At 71.1% G+C, this 18145-nt stretch carries 20 protein-coding genes and 1 tRNA gene; 9 read left to right on the plus strand and 12 right to left on the minus strand.

What is annotated here, in order from left to right:
* Positions 1–117 precede the first annotated feature (117 nt).
* A complete protein-coding gene (locus AB0F77_RS38570; RefSeq protein WP_361958074.1) occupies positions 118–1455 on the plus strand; it encodes an SGNH/GDSL hydrolase family protein in 1338 nt (445 codons plus the stop codon).
* A 50-nt stretch (positions 1456–1505) separates the two neighbouring features.
* Here the strand turns inward: AB0F77_RS38570 and AB0F77_RS38575 are convergent, their stop codons facing one another.
* Genes AB0F77_RS38575 through AB0F77_RS38590 form a run of 4 tightly spaced genes read right to left on the minus strand, consistent with a single transcriptional unit; the run spans position 1506 to position 4991 of the window.
* Positions 1506–2297, minus strand: coding sequence for a DUF1707 domain-containing protein (locus tag AB0F77_RS38575; RefSeq protein ID WP_361958077.1), 792 nt, complete (start codon positions 2295–2297; stop codon positions 1506–1508).
* Between the two features lie 33 nt (positions 2298–2330).
* A complete protein-coding gene (locus AB0F77_RS38580) occupies positions 2331–3353 on the minus strand; it encodes an ATP-binding cassette domain-containing protein (RefSeq protein WP_361958080.1) in 1023 nt (340 codons plus the stop codon).
* Between the two features lie 17 nt (positions 3354–3370).
* On the minus strand, positions 3371–4192 hold the full coding sequence (locus tag AB0F77_RS38585; RefSeq protein WP_361958083.1) for an ABC transporter permease: 822 nt from the start codon (positions 4190–4192) through the stop codon (positions 3371–3373).
* The gene (locus AB0F77_RS38590) at positions 4185–4991 is read right to left on the minus strand and encodes an ABC-2 family transporter protein (protein ID WP_361958086.1); all 807 of its coding nucleotides are present in this window, start codon (positions 4989–4991) and stop codon (positions 4185–4187) included. Before AB0F77_RS38590 ends, AB0F77_RS38585 begins: the two co-directional genes overlap by 8 nt.
* A 197-nt stretch (positions 4992–5188) precedes the next feature.
* On the opposite strand from AB0F77_RS38590, the gene AB0F77_RS38595 reads away from it, so the two are divergent.
* Positions 5189–7600, plus strand: a complete 2412-nt coding sequence (locus AB0F77_RS38595) for a transglycosylase domain-containing protein (protein WP_361958089.1) — start codon at positions 5189–5191, stop codon at positions 7598–7600.
* A 77-nt stretch (positions 7601–7677) separates the two neighbouring features.
* Here the strand turns inward: AB0F77_RS38595 and AB0F77_RS38600 are convergent, their stop codons facing one another.
* Together AB0F77_RS38600 and AB0F77_RS38605 are read right to left on the minus strand one after the other, a co-directional pair.
* Positions 7678–8028, minus strand: a complete 351-nt coding sequence (locus AB0F77_RS38600; RefSeq protein WP_361958092.1) for a co-chaperone GroES — start codon at positions 8026–8028, stop codon at positions 7678–7680.
* A gap of 54 nt (positions 8029–8082) precedes the next feature.
* Positions 8083–8421, minus strand: a complete 339-nt coding sequence (locus AB0F77_RS38605; RefSeq protein ID WP_361958095.1) for a DUF3618 domain-containing protein — start codon at positions 8419–8421, stop codon at positions 8083–8085.
* A 93-nt stretch (positions 8422–8514) separates the two neighbouring features.
* Here AB0F77_RS38605 and bcp point away from each other — a divergent pair, with 93 nt between their 5' ends.
* The 4 genes from bcp to AB0F77_RS38625 all read left to right on the plus strand — a co-directional run bounded on the left by bcp (position 8515) and on the right by AB0F77_RS38625 (position 10523).
* The gene (bcp, locus tag AB0F77_RS38610) at positions 8515–8982 is read left to right on the plus strand and encodes a thioredoxin-dependent thiol peroxidase (RefSeq protein ID WP_361958098.1); all 468 of its coding nucleotides are present in this window, start codon (positions 8515–8517) and stop codon (positions 8980–8982) included.
* A gap of 142 nt (positions 8983–9124) precedes the next feature.
* Positions 9125–9775 (plus strand): HNH endonuclease signature motif containing protein, encoded by a 651-nt coding sequence (locus AB0F77_RS38615; protein ID WP_361958101.1) that lies wholly within the window; start codon positions 9125–9127, stop codon positions 9773–9775.
* Positions 9772–10425, plus strand: coding sequence for an HNH endonuclease (locus AB0F77_RS38620; protein WP_361958104.1), 654 nt, complete (start codon positions 9772–9774; stop codon positions 10423–10425). Before AB0F77_RS38615 ends, AB0F77_RS38620 begins: the two co-directional genes overlap by 4 nt.
* A gap of 25 nt (positions 10426–10450) precedes the next feature.
* Positions 10451–10523: transfer RNA gene (locus tag AB0F77_RS38625), tRNA-Leu, on the plus strand.
* A 55-nt stretch (positions 10524–10578) separates the two neighbouring features.
* Here AB0F77_RS38625 and rdgB read toward each other — a convergent pair.
* The 4 genes from rdgB to AB0F77_RS38645 form a co-directional block, all read right to left on the minus strand.
* Positions 10579–11181: an RdgB/HAM1 family non-canonical purine NTP pyrophosphatase gene (rdgB, locus tag AB0F77_RS38630; protein WP_361958107.1), complete on the minus strand. Its 603-nt coding sequence runs from the start codon at positions 11179–11181 to the stop codon at positions 10579–10581.
* A gap of 61 nt (positions 11182–11242) precedes the next feature.
* Positions 11243–11650, minus strand: a complete 408-nt coding sequence (locus AB0F77_RS38635) for a hypothetical protein (protein WP_361958110.1) — start codon at positions 11648–11650, stop codon at positions 11243–11245.
* Between the two features lie 114 nt (positions 11651–11764).
* Positions 11765–12502, minus strand: coding sequence for a ribonuclease PH (rph, locus tag AB0F77_RS38640; protein ID WP_361958113.1), 738 nt, complete (start codon positions 12500–12502; stop codon positions 11765–11767).
* A gap of 120 nt (positions 12503–12622) precedes the next feature.
* Positions 12623–12856 carry a PTS glucose/sucrose transporter subunit IIB gene (locus tag AB0F77_RS38645; RefSeq protein WP_361958116.1) on the minus strand — a complete coding sequence of 78 codons (234 nt, stop codon included), beginning with the start codon at positions 12854–12856 and terminating at the stop codon, positions 12623–12625.
* 186 nt (positions 12857–13042) lie between these two features.
* Here AB0F77_RS38645 and AB0F77_RS38650 point away from each other — a divergent pair, with 186 nt between their 5' ends.
* Together AB0F77_RS38650 and AB0F77_RS38655 are read left to right on the plus strand one after the other, a co-directional pair.
* Positions 13043–14332, plus strand: coding sequence for a PTS transporter subunit EIIC (locus tag AB0F77_RS38650; protein WP_361958119.1), 1290 nt, complete (start codon positions 13043–13045; stop codon positions 14330–14332).
* Between the two features lie 226 nt (positions 14333–14558).
* Positions 14559–15824, plus strand: coding sequence for a PTS transporter subunit EIIC (locus AB0F77_RS38655; RefSeq protein ID WP_361958122.1), 1266 nt, complete (start codon positions 14559–14561; stop codon positions 15822–15824).
* 97 nt (positions 15825–15921) lie between these two features.
* Here AB0F77_RS38655 and AB0F77_RS38660 read toward each other — a convergent pair whose 3' ends face one another.
* Complete coding sequence (locus tag AB0F77_RS38660) at positions 15922–16674, minus strand: MBL fold metallo-hydrolase (RefSeq protein WP_361958125.1); 753 nt, start codon at positions 16672–16674, stop codon at positions 15922–15924.
* Between the two features lie 251 nt (positions 16675–16925).
* On the opposite strand from AB0F77_RS38660, the gene AB0F77_RS38665 reads away from it, so the two are divergent.
* Positions 16926–17384 (plus strand): type II toxin-antitoxin system PemK/MazF family toxin, encoded by a 459-nt coding sequence (locus AB0F77_RS38665; RefSeq protein ID WP_361958128.1) that lies wholly within the window; start codon positions 16926–16928, stop codon positions 17382–17384.
* A 21-nt stretch (positions 17385–17405) separates the two neighbouring features.
* Here the strand turns inward: AB0F77_RS38665 and AB0F77_RS38670 are convergent, their stop codons facing one another.
* The gene (locus tag AB0F77_RS38670; protein WP_361958131.1) at positions 17406–17939 is read right to left on the minus strand and encodes a hypothetical protein; all 534 of its coding nucleotides are present in this window, start codon (positions 17937–17939) and stop codon (positions 17406–17408) included.
* Positions 17940–18145: the final 206 nt, after the last annotated feature.

Below are 18145 nucleotides of genomic sequence, written 5' to 3' on the forward strand. Positions count from 1 at the left end.
CGTCTGTTCCGAGGGGGGTTTCGGCAGGGTCCTGTCATGTCTCCCCGGGCCCTGAAGGATCACGGGCCGACCGGACGGAGCCCCGGGCTCCCCTCGCCCGAGGAGAACAACGCCAGCATGACCAGGCGTCACGGGTATGTCGTGCTCAGCGCGATCGTCGCCCTGATACTGGGCCTTTCCACGGCCATCTACCTGGGGGTGGCGGCCGACGACGGCACCGCCCGCGGCGCCGGTACGGCCGCCCAGCGCCCCCACCGGGACTCCTCGGCCGCCCCCGTCTCCACCGGGACCTGGGTGGCCACCTGGGCCACGTCCCCCGGCGGCGCCGAACCCGGCACCGAGGCGCTGGGCGCGGCCAGCCGCTCCCTGCGCAACGTCGTGCACACCAGCGTGGGCGGCACGAGCGCCCGGATCACCCTGTCCAACCTCTACGGGCAGTCCCCGCTGACCGTGACGCACGCCTCGATCGCGGTGGCGGCCGGTGCCGACACCGCGCGGGCGGTGCCGGGCACGATGCGCCGGCTGACGTTCGGCGGCAGCGGCCGGGTCGTGGTGCCGGCCGGCGGGCAGGTGCTGAGCGACGCGGTGCGCGTGGTGATCCCGCGCGCCGCGGACGTCCTGGTCACCACGTACGCGCCCACCGAGGCGGGCCCGGTCACCTACCACCAGCACGCGCGGCAGACGTCGTACGTCGGACAGGGCGACGTGACCGAGGAGACGAGCGACGCGGCCTTCACCGAACGGACGCCGTACTGGCGCTATCTGACGGCGCTGGACGTGCTGAGCAACGAGTCCGACGGCACGGTCGTGGTGTTCGGCGACTCGATCACGGACGGGGTCACCTCCACGGTGGGCGCCAACCGGCGCTGGCCGGACGTGCTGTCGGCGCGGCTGCGCGCGGCGCTCGCGGACGGCGCGGACCTGCCGCGCTACAGCGTCGTCAACGAGGGCATCAGCGGGAACCAGGTGCTGACCGACGGGCCGGGGCGGCCGGCCGACAACCAGAGCGGGCTCGGCCGCTTCGGGCGGGACGTGCTGTCCCGGACCGACGTCAAGGTGGTCGTGATCGACCTCGGGGTCAACGACATCCTGCGCAACCCGCGCCACGCCGACCCGGAGCGCGTCGTCGAGGGGCTGCGCACCCTGGTCAGGCAGGGCCACGCGCGCGGTCTCGAGGTCGTCGGCGCCACGCTGATGCCGTTCCAGGGGCACCGCGGGTACACGCCGGAGAGGGACGCCGTCCGGCAGCAGGTCAACGCGGAGATCCGGGCCGGACGGGTCTTCGACGCGGTGGTCGACTTCGACCGGGCCCTGCGCGACCCGTACGCCCCGCGCCGGCTGCGCCCCGACTACGACTCCGGCGACCACCTCCACCCCAGCGACAAGGGCTACCGGCACATGGCCGAGGTCTTCGACCTGACCGACCTGAAGGGCGCGGGCCAGGCGGAGCTGTAGACGGCGGAGAGCGCCGCCGCAGGCCCTCAGGACGCCACCGCCTCCGGCCCTCAGCGCTCGCGGCGGCGGTCCTCGTCCCAATTGCGGCGGTGGTCGTCCCACTCGTACCGGCGCCCGCCGCGGTCGCGGTCCGTCAGCTGGCGGCGGTCCTCACGGCGGTCGAGGCGCGCCTGACGCCGGTCCAGGCGTTCCTGGCGGCGCTGCTCCTTGATGCGCTGGCGTTCCGCCCGGGTGATCTTGCGCTCCACGCCGACGCCGCCCCAGAAGGCGAAGCCGGTCACGATCACCCGCGGGGCACCGGGGTCGCCCGGTACGCCCTCCTGGCTCTGGTCGAAGCCGCCCATGATCCCGATGCCGCGCACCACGACCTCGACCCCGGGCGGCACGGTGATCTCCATACCGCCCATGATCGCGATGCAGCTGATCTCGACCTCGCGCTCCGCGAAGTCCGCCTCGCGCAGGTCGATGTCCCCGCCGCCCCAGAACGCGAAGCAGGTGAAGCGGCGCGGCACGGTCCAGCGGCCCTTGCGCTGGAACCCGGACATGATGGCGACCGCCCCGGTCGAGGAGCCCGGACCGCCGACGATCCGGCTCGCCCAACTCCCGTCCGGCGCCGCGTCCTTGCGCAGCGACACCACCGGCGGGGCCACCGCGCCCGCGCCGGGCAGGTCCCGGGTGAGGGGTGCCAGCTCCCCGTAGGTCCGCGCCCTGTACGTCGCGTCCAGCCGTTCCTCGAACTCCTCCATGTCGAGCCGCCCTTCCGCGAGGGCGTCCCGCAGGACCTCGGCGACTCGCTCACGGTCGGCGTCGGAGGCGCGCAGTTCCGGGACATCGTCGGTCATACCGAGCAGCCTACGGACTCCCCCGGCCCAGGGCTACGAGACCGCCCCCTCGGCCGCCCCGGCCCGGCCGCCCTCCCCCGCGTACATCCGGGCGATCACCGCCTCGATGTCCGGCTCCCGCACCGAGAGGTCCACCAGCGGGCACTCCGCCGCGATCCGCGCCACCAGCGGGGCCGCCGAGGCGGACGCCGGGAACGCCAGCCACTGGCGCGGCCCCTCGACCCGGACCACCCGCGCCCCGGGCACCTGGACCGGCGGCAGCTCCCGCTCCAGGTCCACCACCAGGGTCCGCTCGCTCTCGCCCGCCTCGTGCAGCCCGGCGAGCGGGCCGTCGTACACCAGGCGCCCGTGGTCGATGACCATGACCCGTGAGCACAACTGCTCGATGTCCTGGAGGTCGTGCGTGGTCAGCAGGACCGTCGTGCCGCGTTCGGCGTTCAACTCCCGCAGGAACTCCCGCACCTTGGCCTTGGACATGACGTCGAGGCCGATGGTCGGCTCGTCGAGGTAGAGCACCTCGGGATCGTGCAGCAGCGCGGACGCGATGTCGCCGCGCATCCGCTGGCCGAGCGAGAGCTGGCGCACCGGCACGTCCAACAGGTCGCCCAGTTCCAGGAGTTCGACGCAGCGGTCGAGGTTCTCCCGGTAATGGGCGTCCGGGATGCGGTACATGCGGTGCGCGAGCCGGTAGGAGTCGATCAGCGGCAGGTCCCACCACAGGGTCGTGCGCTGCCCGAACACCACCCCGATGCGCTGGGCGAGCCGGACGCGCTCACGGGTCGGGTCGATGCCCGCCACCCGCAGCCGGCCCGCGCTCGGCATGAGGATGCCGGTCAGCATCTTGATCGTGGTCGACTTGCCGGCGCCGTTGGGGCCGATGTAGCCGACCATCTCGCCGCGCGCCACGGTGAACGAGAGCGAGTCGACCGCGCGCACCTCCCGCCGCTCCCGCTTCAGCAGGCCCACCCGGCGGCGCACGTCGAAGACCTTCTCGACGCCGTCCAGTTCGATGAAGTGCCCGTCCGTCCCCGCGGCGGGCCGTTCCGTGCGTTCCATGTCCGTGTACGTCTCCCTCAGCTCCCCGTGCTCCGATAGGACCGCAGCCCCGCCCGCCACGCCAGCCCCGCCGGGACGCAGCACACCACCGCCACGAGCGGCGACACGAACGCCACCCAGTCGGGCAGCCCGAGCGGCAGGGGCCGGCCCAGGACGTACGCCGCGGGCAGCCAGTTGACGAAGGCCAGCGGCAGGACGAACGTCACCCCGCGCACCAGCTCCCGCGCGAACACGGTCGGCGGGTACTGGAGCATCGTCGTACCGCCGTAGGTGAACGCGTTCTGCACCTCGGAGGCGTCCTGCGCCACGAACTGGAACGCGGCCCCGCCCACGAACACCGCGCCGAAGATGACCGCGCCCGCGGCCAGCATCACCGGCATCAGCAGCAGCTTCACCGGCGTCCACGCCACCGGGACGGTCGCCAGCGCCCAGCCGAGGACCAGCGCGCCCTGGACGACCCGGCCGAGGCGGCGCAGCCCGAACCGGTCGGCGGCCACCTGCGCGAGCACCGGCGCGGGCCGCACCAGCAGCGTGTCCAGCGTGCCGTCGCGGACCCGGCTCCCCAGCCGGTCCATCGAGCCGATGGACAGGTCGGCGACCCCGAACGCGACGCCCGAGACGCCGTACAGGAAGGCCACCTCGCCCAGCGAGTAGCCGCCCAGCGCGTCGACCCGCGAGAACATCAGCATGATCGCGACGAAGTCCAGGAAGGTCATCGCGAAGTTGCCCAGCGCCGTCATCACGAAGGAGGCGCGGTAGGCCATCGTGGAGCGGATCCACATGGCGGCGATCATCCGGTAGGCGCGCAGTCCGTCGCGCACCGCACCCCGCTCAGCCACCCTGGACCACCACCCGCCGGGTCGCCACCGACTGGAGCAGCCGCCCGGCCGCGAGCAGCACCACCGCCCACCCGGCCTGGAAGGCGTAGGTGGCGAACGGGTCCGCCTGCCCGAGCAGGACGTCCGCGGGCGCCTGGAGCAGCGAGGACCAGGGCAGGACCCGTACGACGTCGCCGAGCGCGCCCGGGAAGACGTTCAGCGGCAGCAGCATCCCCGAGCAGAACATCCCCGCGAACCAGGTGATCTGCGCCGCACCCGCGCCGTCCAGCAGCCAGAACGCGCTCAGCGCCACCAGGTATCTGATCCCGAAGCCGACCACCATCGCGAGCAGCACGGCGACCAGCGCCGCCGCCCAGGTCCCGGCGTCCCCGGGCAGCGCCACCGGGAAGACCAGCGCGCCGAACGTGAACGGCACCACGCCGCGGCCCGCGAGCTGGAAGAGGGCCCGCCCCAAGTCGGCCGCCAGCCACCACAGTTGGGGGTCGGCAGGGCGGTACAGGTCGATCGCCACGTCTCCGGTTCGGATACGCTCCATGAGTTCGATCTCTACTCCGCCGCCGCCGATCGCGAGCGTCGACAGGAGCGCCTGTCCGAGCCACACGTAGGTGACCGCCTGCGCCTGGTCGTAACCACCCAGGTGCGGCCGTTCGTCCCACAGGGCCAGATAGGTGTATACGAGGATGAGTCCGAACACCGTGTTGGTGAACACCCCGGCCGCCGTAGCCGCCCGATACGTCGCGTATCGTCGGAAACTCCCTGCTGCGACGGCCAGATACAACCGTCCGGCGCCCACGCCCATCGCCTCCTCCACCGCTCGACACCGAAGCGCAGGAGCCTAGCGGCGGGGCAACGCGGCGGGCCACGCATTTTCCCTGCGGAAGCGTGCCGGAATCCGGGAACGGAAGGCCCGGTGCGAGAGTCTTCAACAGGGGGCGCAGAAGGCGTTACGAGGGCGTACGGGAACGTACGCGGCGAAAACAGGAGTCCGTGCACCACATGAGCGACGAGCCGCAGCCGCAGCAGCCTGCCGAGGGCCTGGCACAGAGGGAGCCCGAGGCGGCACCGGACGAGGGGGGCGGCAGACCCGAGCGTCCCCCGCGCACCGGATGGCGGCGTCTGATCCCGACCTGGCGGTGGGTCCTCGGGGGATTCGTGGTCGTCGTCCTGCTGGTGATCGGCCTGTTCTTCCTGGGCTACTCCATGGTGAAGATCCCGCCGGCCAACGCGTTCGCCACCAAGCAGAGCAACGTCTACCTCTACGCCGACGGCAGCCAACTGGCCCGCGACGGCGAGGTCAACCGCGAGAACGTCACCCTCGCCCAGATCTCCAAGGACGCCCAGCACGCCGTACTGGCCGCCGAGGACCGGGACTTCTACACCGAGTCGGCCATCGACCCCAAGGCGATACTGCGCGCCGGCTGGAACACGGCCACCGGCAAGGGCAAGCAGTCCGGGTCGACGATCACCCAGCAGTACGTGAAGAACTACTACCTGGCCCAGGAGCAGACCGTCACCCGCAAGGTGAAGGAGTTCTTCATCTCGGTCAAGCTCGACCGCACCGAGTCCAAGGACAAGATCCTGGAGGGCTACCTCAACACCAGCTACTTCGGCCGCAACGCCTACGGCATCCAGGCCGCCGCCCAGGCGTACTACGGCGTGGACGCCCAGGGCCTCGACCCGGCCCGCGGCGCCTACCTCGCCGCCCTCGTCAACGCGCCCAGCGAGTACGACGTCGTCGCGCACCCGGAGAACAAGTCCGCGGCGGTCGCCCGCTGGAACTACGTCCTGGACGGCATGGTCAAGGAGGGCTGGCTCGACGCGTCGAAGCGCTCGGGCATGACGTTCCCGATGCCGAAGGAGCAGACCCTCTCGACCGGCATGTCCGGGCAGCGCGGTTACCTCGTCGAGGCCGTCAAGCACTACCTCGTCACCAACGACATCGTCGACTCCGACGCGCTGGCGGCCGGCGGCTACCGCATCACCACCACGCTCCAGAAGAACAAGCAGGACGCCTTCGTCAAGGCCGTCGACGACCAGCTGATGTCCAAGCTGGACAAGAAGAACCGCAAGGTCGACACCTACGTCCGCGCGGGCGGCGCCTCCGTCGACCCGAAGACCGGCGAGGTCGTCGCGATGTACGGCGGCATCGACTACGTGCAGCAGTACACCAACGGCGCGACCCGCGGCGACTTCCAGGTCGGCTCGACGTTCAAGCCCTTCGTGTTCACCTCGGCGGTGGAGAACGACTCGACCACCCAGGAGGGTCAGGCCATCACACCGAACACCTACTACGACGGCACCAGCAAGCGGCCGGTCCAGGGCTGGAACGGCGGGGCGTACGCCCCGGAGAACGAGGACGAGCGGTCGTACGGCGACGTCACCGTCCGCAACGCCACCGACCTGTCGGTCAACTCGGTGTACGCGCAGATGGCCGTCGACGTCGGCCCCGCCAAGGTGAAGCAGACCGCCGTCGACCTCGGCATCCCCTCCGACACCAGGGACCTCAACCCCTACCCGTCCATCGCGCTCGGCACCGCCACCGCCAGCGTCCTGGACATGGCGGAGGCGTACGCCACGCTCGCCAACCACGGGCGGCACGGCTCCTACACCCTCGTGAAGAAGATCACCAAGGACAGCACCGAGGACATCGCGCTGCCCGGGCGGAAGACCAAGCAGGCCGTCAGCCGCGAGGCCGCCGACACCACGACCTCCGTCCTGCGCAGCGTCGTCGACAACGGCACCGCCACCGCCGCGCAGGCCGCCGGGCGGCCCGCGGCCGGCAAGACCGGCACCGCCGAGGAGGACACGGCGGCCTGGTTCGCGGGCTACACCCCCGAGCTCGCCACCGTGGTCGCCGTGATGGGCCAGGACCCGGTCACCGCCAAGCACAAGTCCCTCTACGGCGCGATGGGCCTCGACCGCATCAACGGCGGCGGGGCGCCGGCCCAGATCTGGGCGCAGTTCACCAAGGGCGCCCTGAAGGGCAAGCCGGTCAGCTCCTTCGACCTCGAACTCCAGGCGGGCGCCGACGTCGTCCAGCCGCCCGTCCGCGAGACCCCGTCCGCGCCCGGCGACGGCGGCCAGGACGACGGCGGCACCACCGGCGGCGAGGGCGGCGACGACGGCACCGCGGGGCAGAACGCGGGCCAGGACAACGGCGGGACCGACGCCGGACCCACGGACGGCGGGCCCACGGGCGGCGGCGGCCCGACCGACGGGGGCGGCACCACCGGCGGCACCCCGGGCGGCGGCTCCGACGGCGGGACCACCGGCGGCGGCACGACCGGGGGCACCACCGGCGGGGGCACGGGCGACGGCGGCGACACGACGGGCGGGGGCACGCCCGGCGGCAACACCGGCGGCACGGTCGGACCAGGCGGCGTGCAGCCCTCCCTGTTCAGGGAGTGACGGGACGCGCCCGGACGTACGGCGAGGGGCCGGTGACCATGGTCACCGGCCCCTCGGCCGTTCAGCTGCTCGGATCGTCAGAGATACAGGCCGGTGGAGTCCTCCGACCCCTCGAAGCGGTCCGCGGCCACGGCGTGCAGGTCGCGCTCGCGCATGAGCACGTAGGCCACGCCCCGCACCTCGACCTCGGCGCGGTCCTCCGGGTCGTACAGGACCCGGTCGCCCGGCTCCACGGTCCGCACGTTCTGCCCCACCGCGACGACCTCGGCCCAGGCCAGCCGACGGCCCACGGCCGCCGTCGCGGGAATCAGGATCCCGCCGCCCGAACGCCGCTCGCCCTCGCTGGTGTCCTGCCGCACGAGAACCCGGTCGTGCAGCATCCGGATGGGGAGCTTGTCGTGCTGGGTGCTGTTTCTGTTGGCGCTCACACCCCGAACCTACCTGCCTTCACCGCGTCCGTACGCCGCCGGGTGCCGCGCGTCTCAGCGCCCGCGGCGGCGGGTGCCGAGCAGGAGCAGGCCGACGACGCCCACGGCGACGAGCGCGACCGGCACGATGCGCTCCACGCGCGGTGCCCCCTCCTCGTCCACGAACTGCGCCCTTACGTCGGTCACCACCCGGTTGACCTGGACGTACGCCTTGCCCAGGGTGTGATCGACATTGGCGGCGACCTTCGCCTTCGCGTCCCCGACGATGGTCTTCGGATGCACCCGCACCCCGATCTCGTCGAGCGTCTCGGCCAGCACTTCGCGGCGGCGCCTGATGTCCGCCTCGATCTGCGCCGGGGTTCTGGTGTCCGACGTGTCCGACGTGTCCGCCACCGTACCGCCTCCGAAGTCTTGGGTGCCTTTCCTGGACAGTCTGTCAGTTCTCGCCGCCGCCGCACTGCCAGGACCCCCCGTTACGCTAGTGCGATGAGCGAGCGACTCCAGCCCGGGGACGTGGCCCCCGCCTTCAGCCTCTCCGACGCCGACGGCAACGAGGTGACCTTGGAGGAACACAAGGGCCGCAAGGTGATCGTGTACTTCTACCCCGCGGCCCTCACACCGGGCTGCACCAAGCAGGCGTGCGACTTCACGGACAACCTCGACGTCCTGGCCGGCGCCGGTTACGACGTGGTCGGCATCTCGCCCGACAAGCCGGAGAAGCTGGCCAGGTTCCGCGACAAGGAGTCCCTGCGGGTCACGCTGCTGGCCGACCCGGACAAGGCGGTCCTGGAGGCGTACGGCGCCTACGGCGAGAAGAAGCTGTACGGCAAGACGGTCGTCGGGGTCATCCGCTCCACGGTGATCGTCGACGAACAGGGCAAGGTCGAACGCGCCCTCTACAACGTCAAGGCGACCGGCCACGTAGCCAAGATCATCAAGGACCTCGGCATCTGACAACACGCTCCCACCGACGGAACGGCCCACACCGGGAGAACCTGGTGCGGGCCGTTCCACATTCCGGACGTGACCGTCCGATAAACGGTTCGTTACTCCGTACGAGGCGGCGAACACGCGGCCGGGACGGAGGGGGCACGACGTGGGAGTCAGCGCGTACGGCAAGGAACGACTGGAGGCGGCGGCCCGGGAGGCGCGGACGTTGTCGGAGGCGCTGCGACGGTTGGGGGTGGATCCGAAGAGTTCCACGCGGCGGTACGTACGGAATCGCATGCGGAGGCTCGGAGTGGACACGTCGCACTTCGAGCGCGAGGTCAAGTGGACCCGGGACATCCTCCAGGAGGCGGTGTCGGCCTCGACGAACGTGTGCGAGGTGCTGCGCTTCCTGGGGTTGGAGGTGGTCGGTGGGCATCACACGCACATCAGCCGACGGATCAAGGCGTACGGCATCGACACGTCCCACTTCCAGGTACCGACCCGGCGCGGCAGGCCCAGGCACCCCCGGACACCCGAGGGGCTCCTGGTGGTGCAGCCCACCGACCGGGCCCGGCGCATCCCGAGCGACCGGCTCAAGTGGGCGATGACGGCTTCAGGCATGAGGGAACGCTGCGCCCTGTGCGATACGGAGCCGTTCTGGCGGGGCAGCCCGCTCCCGCTGGAGGTCGACCACGTCAACGGCGACTGGCGGGACAACCGCATCGAGAACCTGCGGCTGCTGTGCCCCAACTGCCACTCGACGACGGACACTTACCGAGGGCGCGGCAAGGGACGGACCGCGGGTGGCGCCGCATGAGCAACGGAGTGCTGTACACCCGAGAGCGGTTGACCGAAGCCGCCACGCACTGCCGCGACATCGACGAGGTCATCGCCTTCTTCGGCACCAGGCCGTACGGGCGTCTCCGGCAATACATCACGAAGCGGTTCGCCCACTTCGGCATCGACGTCTCACATTTCCGTCCCGCCGGAAGACTCCCCCGCCCCACATCCGACGAACTACGTGACGCAGTGGTCGAGTCGGCTTCGGTGGCGGAGGTGCTTCGCCGTCTGGGCCGCCCGGACAACGGCCGGCAACGTGCCGACCTCAGGAAATGGATCGCGGAGGAGCGTCTCCCGACCGACCACTTCCTCGGGCAGGCCCATCGGCGAGGAAAGGCAGGGCCGAGCAGCGTCAGGCGAGCCGAGGACATCCTGATCCAGCACGACGGCGAACAGCGCACCAGGACCCATCTGCTGCGCCGGGCGCTCCGCGAAGTCGGCGTGTCCGAGCAGTGCGCGCAGTGCGGTGTCGGTTCCGAGTGGCTCGGCAAGCCCATGACGCTGGAGGTCGATCACATCAACGGGGACTGGCGTGACGACCGGCGCGAGAATCTGCGGTTGCTGTGCCCCAACTGTCATGCGGTCACCAGCACCTGGTGCCGAGGGGGCGGACGGCGGACGGCATAGGCCAGTAAAGTAGTCTCCGGTCCGAGCGCCCGTACGCCAACGGCCGAGCGGCGATCTTTAGGTGGTCGTGTTTGTCGGTTCGAATCCGACCGGGCGCACAAATGAAAGGAGCCCCACACCTTCGATTCAAAGGTGTGGGGCTTCTTGGCAGTGTCAGCCCAGCAGTTCTCGTACCACCGGTACCAAGGCGCGGAAGGCCTTGCCTCGGTGGCTGATGGTGTTCTTCTCGGTGGGGGTCAGTTCCGCGCAGGTGCGGGTCTCGCCGTCCGGCTGGAGCACCGGGTCGTAGCCGAAGCCGTTGGTGCCGGACGGGGTGTGGCGCAGGGTGCCGGACAGTCGGCCCTCGACCACGCGTTCCGTGCCGTCGGGCAGCGCGAGGGCCGCCGCGCAGGCGAAGTGGGCGCCCCGGTGGGTGTCGTCGATGTCGGCCAACTGGGCCAGCAGCAGCTCCAGGTTGGCCCGGTCGTCGCCGTGCCGGCCGGACCAGCGGGCGGAGAAGATGCCGGGGGCGCCGCCGAGGACGTCGACACAGAGCCCCGAGTCGTCGGCGACCGCCGGAAGTCCCGTGGCCCGCGCAAGGGCGTGCGCCTTGAGCAGGGCGTTCTCGGCGAACGTCACCCCCGTCTCCTTGACGTCCGGCACCTCCGGGTAGGCGTCCGCGCCCACGAGTTCATGCGTCAGCCCCGCGTCGGCGAGGATGGCGCGGAGTTCGACGATCTTCCCGGCGTTACGGGTGGCGAGGATCAGGCGGGTCATGGGGGCCAGTATCCCCCGACGGTGGCCGGTTCCTCGCGGCCCCGCAACGCACTCCGTGGTCCTACGGTGTGCAGACCTTGGTGAGTTCGCCTGCCGCGTCCGTCACCGGGCTGATGTCGGGGGTCTCGTCGCCGTTGCGGACGGCGGTGCGGACGTTGCCGACGGCCCGACTCAGGTCGTCGACCGCCTTGTTGACGTCCGCGTTGTCCGTGCGGTCGCCGATCTTGTCGAGGTTCTTCTCTATCGACGTGAGGGATTCGTCGGTCCGCGTGGGGTCGGCGGCGGCGTTCTCGACGGCCTGCTGGAGATCGGTGACGCTGTCGGCGATGGAGTCGGCGGTCTGGACGCAGTCGAGCGCCTTGTCGACGGCGGAGCAGCCGGCGGTCAGTCCGGCGGTGAGTGCGACGGCCGCCGCGGTGGCGGCGAAAGCGGTGATACGGGCCCGACGTCGGCGTCGGCTCGCGGCCATGGCTGGGTTCCCTCCCCGTGTACGGCTGGCCGGGCGCGCGGGGGTAGGCCGCGCGCCCGTACTCCTAGGGACGTCGGGGAGGCGGACGGGGTTGCCTCGCTTTTGGGTTTCCCTTTACTTTTCGAGCGTGGCTTCGAGCGCCGTGCGCTGGATCGCGGCGAGGTCGGCGCAGCCGGTCACCGCGAGGTCGAGCAGGGCGTCGAGTTCGGCGCGGGCGAAGGGCTCGGCCTCGGCGGTGCCCTGCACCTCGACGAAGCGGCCGTCGCCGGTGCAGACGACGTTCATGTCGGTCTCGGCGCGCACGTCCTCCTCGTAGCAGAGGTCGAGGAGCGGGATGCCGCCGACGATGCCGACCGAGACCGCGGAGACCGTGCCGGTGAGCGGCTGGCGGCCGGCCCGGATGAGCTTGCGGCCCTGGGCCCAGGTGACGGCGTCGGCGAGGGCGACGTACGCGCCGGTGATGGCGGCGGTGCGGGTGCCGCCGTCGGCCTGGAGGACGTCGCAGTCGAGGACGACGGTGTTCTCGCCGAGGGCCTTGTAGTCGATGACGGCGCGCAGCGAGCGGCCGATGAGACGGGAGATCTCGTGCGTACGGCCGCCGATCCTGCCCTTGACGGACTCGCGGTCGCCGCGGGTGTTGGTGGCGCGGGGCAGCATGGCGTACTCGGCGGTGACCCAGCCCTCGCCGCTGCCCTTGCGCCAGCGGGGCACGCCCTCGGTGACGGATGCGGTGCAGAACACCTTGGTGTCGCCGAAGGAGACGAGGACGGAGCCCTCGGCGTGCTTGCTCCAGCCACGTTCGATGGTGACGGGGCGGAGCTGTTCGGGGGTGCGGCCGTCGATGCGAGACATGCCGTCGAGCCTAGTCCCCTGGCAAGGTCCGGCGGTCCCCGCGGGTGAAGCCCGGTACCCGCACGGGTGGGCCCCCCACACGCTTGGTGGAGGGCCCGTCGTGACCCGGGGCGGCCGGGCTCACATCATGTCTTCGATCTCCCCGGCGATGGGGTCGGCGTCGGTGCCGATGACGACCTGGACGGCGGTGCCCATCCTGACGACGCCGTGGGCGCCCGCGGCCTTCAGGGCGGCCTCGTCGATCAGCGAGGGGTCGGCGACCTCGGTGCGCAGCCGTGTGATGCAGCCCTCGATCTCCTCGATGTTGTCGATGCCGCCGAGTCCGGCGACGATCTTCTCAGCCTTGCTGGCCATGGTGCTTCTCCCTGATCCGAACCGCTTTGTCGCAGTAACCCACAGTTGGCCCATCTTCGCGAGCGGTCATGTCGTACGTATCGAATGATGGCGATCACGACAGCGGAACCGTCCGCCAACTGGTCTACACCAGCCGTCGGACGGTCGCCAAACCCGCTTCCGGGCGGGGCGGCTGCGAGGAGGCCCATGAGCGCCGACGGCACGGTCACCCCGGTACGCGCCCGGTGGAACACGGCGTTCCAGGGACTGCAGAAGATGGGCCGCAGCCTTCAGCTCCCCATCGCGGTGCTGCCGGCGGCGGGCATCCTCAACCGGCTGGGACAGCCGGACGTGTTCGGGGACGAGGGCCTCGGCTGGACGGACGTCTCGCGGGTGATGACGGGTGCGGGCGGTGCGCTGCTTGACGGTTCGCTGGGGCTGCCGCTGCTGTTCTGCGTCGGGGTGGCGATCGGGATGGCGCGGAAGGCGGACGGGTCGACGGCGCTGGCGGCGGTGGCGGGGTTCCTCGTCTACTACAACGTGCTGCACCAGTTCCCCGAGGACTGTCCCGAGGGTTCGACGGCGGTGCCGCAGGTGGGCTGCCGGGTGAGCGACGGGTCGGTGACGGCGTTCACGTTCCAGAACCCGGGGGTGTTCGGCGGGATCGTGCTGGGGCTGCTGACGGCGTTCTGCTGGGCGCGGCTGCACCGCACCCGGCTGGTGGACTGGCTCGGCTTCTTCAACGGGCGGCGGCTGGTGCCGATCGTCATGGCGTTCGTGGCGATCGTGGTCGCGGCGCTGTGTCTGTGGGTGTGGCCGCCGGTGGGTGACGCGCTGGAGGGTTTCGGCGACTGGATGAGCGGGCTCGGGGCGTGGGGCGCGGGGGTGTTCGGGGTGGCGAACCGGGCGCTGCTGGTGGTGGGGCTGCACCAGTTCCTGAACGTGCCCATCTGGTTCCAGTTCGGGAGTTGGACGAGGCCGGACGGGTCGGTGGTGCACGGCGACATCAACATGTTCCTGGCGGGGGACCCGGACGCGGGGCAGTTCACCTCGGGGTTCTTCCCGATCATGATGTTCGCGCTGCCGGCCGCGGCGCTGGCCATCACGCACGCCGCGCGGCCGGAGCGCCGCAAGGAGGTGGGCGGGCTGATGCTGTCGGTGGCGCTGACGTCGTTCGTCACCGGGATCACCGAGCCGCTGGAGTACTCGTTCCTGTTCGTGGCGCCGCTGCTGTACGCGGTGCACGCGGTGCTGACGGGGGTGTCGATGGCGGTGACGTGGGGGCTGGGGGTGCACGACGGGTTCAGCTTCTCGGCGGGGCTGATCGACTACGTCATCAACTGGAACCTGGCGACGAAGCCGTGGCTGATCGTGCCGATCGGGCTGGTGTTCGCGGCGGTGTACTACGCCGTCTTCCGCTTCACCATCACCCGCTTCGACCTACACACACCGGGAAGGGAACGCGAGACCGAGATGGAAGACGTCACCAAGCCGTGACGCCCGCCCGTCGACCCCCACGAAGGCCGCGGCCCCCCTCGCGGGAGCACGGAGCGTAGCGTTCCGGTGGCGGAATTCACGGGTTCCTTATGCCGCCTTCATCGTGTACAACAGGTCTACACCACTCAGTGGTGTAGACCAGCGACGCAGGCGTTCCCCTCCTCGGTTCCCGGGCGGCGCCCTGCCCTCTCCCGGCCGCCGCCGGGGGCATCCCCAGGAGGAAGTTGTGACCACGGCCAGCGCCGCTCCCGCGGCCGACAAGAAGAAGGGCGCCGCGGTGATGGCGGTGCTCCAGCGCATCGGCCGCAGCCTGATGCTGCCGGTCGCGGTGCTGCCCGCCGCCGCCCTCCTGGTGCGCCTCGGCAACAACGACATGCTCGGCCGCCCCGAGTTCCCCGCCTTCCTCACCAAGATCGCCTCGTTCATGGCGGCCGGCGGCAACGCGATCCTCGACAACATGGCGCTGCTGTTCGCCGTCGGCATCGCGATCGGCTACGCGAAGAAGTCGGACGGCTCCACGGCGCTCGCCGCGGTGGTCGGCTACCTCGTCTTCAAGAACGTGCTGGCCACCTTCACCGACAAGAACCTGCCGCAGGTGGCCACGGTCGTCGACGGCAAGGTGCAGATGGTGAACGCCCCCGTGGACGCCAAGGTCCTCGGCGGTGTGGTGATGGGCCTCGTCGTGGCCCTCCTCTACCAGCGCTTCTACCGCACCAAGCTGCCCGACTGGGCGGGCTTCTTCGGCGGCCGGCGCCTCGTCCCGATCCTGTCGGCCTTCGCGGGCCTGATCATCGGCATCGTCTTCGGCTACATCTGGCCGGTCCTGGGCACGGGGCTGCACAACTTCGGTGAGTGGCTGGTGGGTTCGGGCGCCGTCGGCGCGGGCATCTTCGGTGTCGCCAACCGCGCGCTCATCCCGATCGGCATGCACCACCTGCTGAACTCGTTCCCCTGGTTCCAGGCCGGCGAGTACCACGGCAAGAGCGGCGACATCGCCCGCTTCCTGGCCGGCGACCCGACCGCGGGCCAGTTCATGACGGGCTTCTTCCCGATCATGATGTTCGGCCTGCCGGCCGCCTGCCTCGCCATGGTGCACTGCGCCCGCCCGGAGCGCCGCAAGGCGGTCGGCGGCATGATGTTCTCCATCGCCCTGACCAGCTTCGTGACCGGTGTGACCGAGCCGATCGAGTTCACGTTCATGTTCATCGCCCCGGTCCTGTACGCGATCCACGCGGTCCTCACCGGTGTCTCGCTGGCCCTGACCTGGGCGCTGGGCATGAAGGACGGCTTCGGCTTCTCGGCGGGCGCGGTCGACTTCGGTCTGAACCTCGGCATCGCGAGCAACCCATGGGGCCTGGTCCTGGTCGGCCTGTGCTTCGCGGTGGTCTACTACGCCGTCTTCCGCTTCGCCATCGTCAGGTTCAACCTGCCGACGCCGGGCCGCGAGTCCGACGAGGAACTGGCGGAGCTGCTGAAGGCCGAGTCCAAGTAGCCCCGGGCCCCAGCGGTCCTGCCGCACGGCGAAGGCCCCGGAACCTGTTGGGTTTCGGGGCCTTTTCTGTGCGTACGGGCCTGAACCCCGTACGGACTCAGATCTCGTACGTCACCCTCGGCGTCGCGAGTTCCACGGGACCCGCGTACGCCTCACGGGCGTCGGCCAGGTTGACCTGCGGATCGGTCCACGGCGGGATGTGGGTGAGGACCAGTCGGCGGGCACCCGCGCGGGACGCCGTCTCCCCGGCCTCACGGCCGTTGAGGTGGAGGTCGGGGATGTTCTCCTTGCCGTGGGTGAACGCGGCCTCGCACAGGAACAGATCGGTGTCCCGGGCCAGTTCGTCGAGCGTGTCGGTGACGCCCGTGTCCCCCGAGTACGTCAGCGACTTCCCGCCGTGCTCCACGCGGATGCCGTACGCCTCCACCGGATGCCGCACCTTCTCGGTGTGCACGGTGAAGGGGCCGATCTCGAACGTGGACGGCTTGACCGTGTGGAAGTCGAACACCTCGCTCATGGAGGAGGCGGTGGGGGTGTCGGCGTAGGCGGTGGTCAGCCGGTGCTCCGTGCCCTCGGGTCCGTAGACCGGGAGCGGGGCGGCGCGACCGCCGTCGTGCCGGTAGTAGCGCGCCACGAAGTACGCGCACATGTCGATGCAGTGGTCGGCGTGCAGATGGCTGAGGAAGATCGCGTCGAGGTCGTAGAGACCGCAGTGGCGCTGCAGCTCGCCCAGGGCGCCGTTGCCCATGTCGAGGAGCAGCCGGAAGCCGTCGGCCTCGACGAGGTAGCTCGAACAGGCCGATTCCGCGGACGGGAACGACCCCGAGCAGCCGACGACGGTGAGCTTCATGAAGCAGAAACCTCCGTTGGCGGGAATCCGGAAGGGACGGATGGGACAGGTGGTGAGAGGGGTCGGAAAAGGGGTGTGGACAGGGGTCGTGCGGTCCGTCGAGCGTAAGGCGCAAAAGGTCCGGTCGCTCCTCCGCCAGGGGCCGTTGTGGGCGAACTCACCTGTGGTGTCACCGGTTCGGCTGGACCAGGGGCGCGGAAGGCTTGCGAGAGGGCGCGCGCCGGGGATCGCACGCCGGTAACGTCGTCGCTATGGACACGTCCTGGTGGCTGGCGCTCGCGGCGGTGGTGCTGCTCGCGCTGATCGCCACGCTCGTCGACGGCTGGGGGCGCGGCCACCGGCCGCGGCGCGAACGGACCCGGCCGCCCGGCCGCAGGGAGCGTCCGGCGGGGCGCGCGACGGCGCCCAGGCCCGGGGACATCTGGTGGGCGAACGTGCCCTACGAGCAGGGCCCGGGCACCAAGGACCGGCCGTGCCTGGTGCTGGCCGTGCGCGGCGGCCGGGTGACGGTCGCGAAGATCACCAGCAAGTACCACGACGAGCGGGCCGGGGTGATCCCGCTGCCGCCGGGCTCGGTCGGGGACGCCCGGGGCCGGCCCAGCTTCCTGGAGACGGACGAGCTGCGGCAGGTCCCGGTGGGCGAGTTCCGGCGCCGGGTGGGTGTGGTCGACCCCGTTCTGTGGGACCAGGTGCGCCATCTGGCCGGGTGAGCGCCCGGCCCCCGTCCGGCCTCACTCCACCCGTACGGTGACCGACCAGTCCTGGATGCCCAGGCAGGACACGTGGCCCGGTTCGGGGCTCGCGCACAGCGGGCGGGACGAGGTGAGGGTCTCGGTGCCGGGCGCGACGCCCTCGTAGGCGGCGTTCACGTCGCCGGGCAGCAGCACGATGCCCGCGTTGATGGCCTTGAGCGTGTCCCCGCGCACGGCCAGCTGCTTCCAGGGGCGGTCCTTGGTGCCGTCCAGCATGATCCGGACCCGCCCACCGCGGGTCAGACAGACGGTGCGGCCGTTGTCGGCGGCGGTGAGCGGTACGTCCTCGGTGCACCCGGCCGGGCCGCCGGAGGTGGACGGGGCCGGTGGTGTGGGCGAGGCAGGTGAGGTGGGCGGGGTGGACGAGGCAGGTGGGGTGGGAGTGGAGGCCGACGAGGGTGCCGAGTCGCCGCTCCCGGCGCCCGCCTTCCCGCCGCCCTCGCCCCCGCAGCCCATGAGGATCAGGGCCGCCGCGGCGGCGGCCGTCGTGCGGACGAGCGTCGTACGGCGCATGGCTGACCGTCCTTCCCGGAATCCGGTGCTGATACGGATGTGACGTTCCACCACGGCGTCCGGATCCACGGGGACCCCGGCCGGGTCGCTCCGGCCGGGGTCCTCCGATCGGCGGTGCGTCAGCTCGTCGTCAGGGCGGTGTCGTCCACGACGAAGCTGGTCTGGAGCGAGGAGTCCTCGGTCCCGGTGAACTTCAGGGCGACCGT

The sequence above is a fragment of the Streptomyces sp. NPDC026672 genome (assembly GCF_040638185.1).
Classification (GTDB): Bacteria; Actinomycetota; Actinomycetes; order Streptomycetales; family Streptomycetaceae; genus Streptomyces.

Bases quoted from the DNA above. Each gene is read 5' to 3' on its own strand.
- AB0F77_RS38570 (WP_361958074.1), top strand. From the start codon at position 118: ATGACCAGGCGTCACGGGTATGTCGTGCTCAGCGCGATCGTCGCCCTG.
- AB0F77_RS38575 (WP_361958077.1), bottom strand. From the start codon at position 2,297: ATGACCGACGATGTCCCGGAACTGCGCGCCTCCGACGCCGACCGTGAG.
- AB0F77_RS38580 (WP_361958080.1), bottom strand. From the start codon at position 3,353: ATGGAACGCACGGAACGGCCCGCCGCGGGGACGGACGGGCACTTCATC.
- AB0F77_RS38590 (WP_361958086.1), bottom strand. From the start codon at position 4,991: ATGGGCGTGGGCGCCGGACGGTTGTATCTGGCCGTCGCAGCAGGGAGT.
- AB0F77_RS38595 (WP_361958089.1), top strand. From the start codon at position 5,189: ATGAGCGACGAGCCGCAGCCGCAGCAGCCTGCCGAGGGCCTGGCACAG.
- bcp (WP_361958098.1), top strand. From the start codon at position 8,515: ATGAGCGAGCGACTCCAGCCCGGGGACGTGGCCCCCGCCTTCAGCCTC.
- AB0F77_RS38620 (WP_361958104.1), top strand. From the start codon at position 9,772: ATGAGCAACGGAGTGCTGTACACCCGAGAGCGGTTGACCGAAGCCGCC.
- rdgB (WP_361958107.1), bottom strand. From the start codon at position 11,181: ATGACCCGCCTGATCCTCGCCACCCGTAACGCCGGGAAGATCGTCGAA.
- AB0F77_RS38635 (WP_361958110.1), bottom strand. From the start codon at position 11,650: ATGGCCGCGAGCCGACGCCGACGTCGGGCCCGTATCACCGCTTTCGCC.
- rph (WP_361958113.1), bottom strand. From the start codon at position 12,502: ATGTCTCGCATCGACGGCCGCACCCCCGAACAGCTCCGCCCCGTCACC.
- AB0F77_RS38645 (WP_361958116.1), bottom strand. From the start codon at position 12,856: ATGGCCAGCAAGGCTGAGAAGATCGTCGCCGGACTCGGCGGCATCGAC.
- AB0F77_RS38650 (WP_361958119.1), top strand. From the start codon at position 13,043: ATGAGCGCCGACGGCACGGTCACCCCGGTACGCGCCCGGTGGAACACG.
- AB0F77_RS38660 (WP_361958125.1), bottom strand. From the start codon at position 16,674: ATGAAGCTCACCGTCGTCGGCTGCTCGGGGTCGTTCCCGTCCGCGGAA.
- AB0F77_RS38665 (WP_361958128.1), top strand. From the start codon at position 16,926: ATGGACACGTCCTGGTGGCTGGCGCTCGCGGCGGTGGTGCTGCTCGCG.
- AB0F77_RS38670 (WP_361958131.1), bottom strand. From the start codon at position 17,939: ATGCGCCGTACGACGCTCGTCCGCACGACGGCCGCCGCCGCGGCGGCC.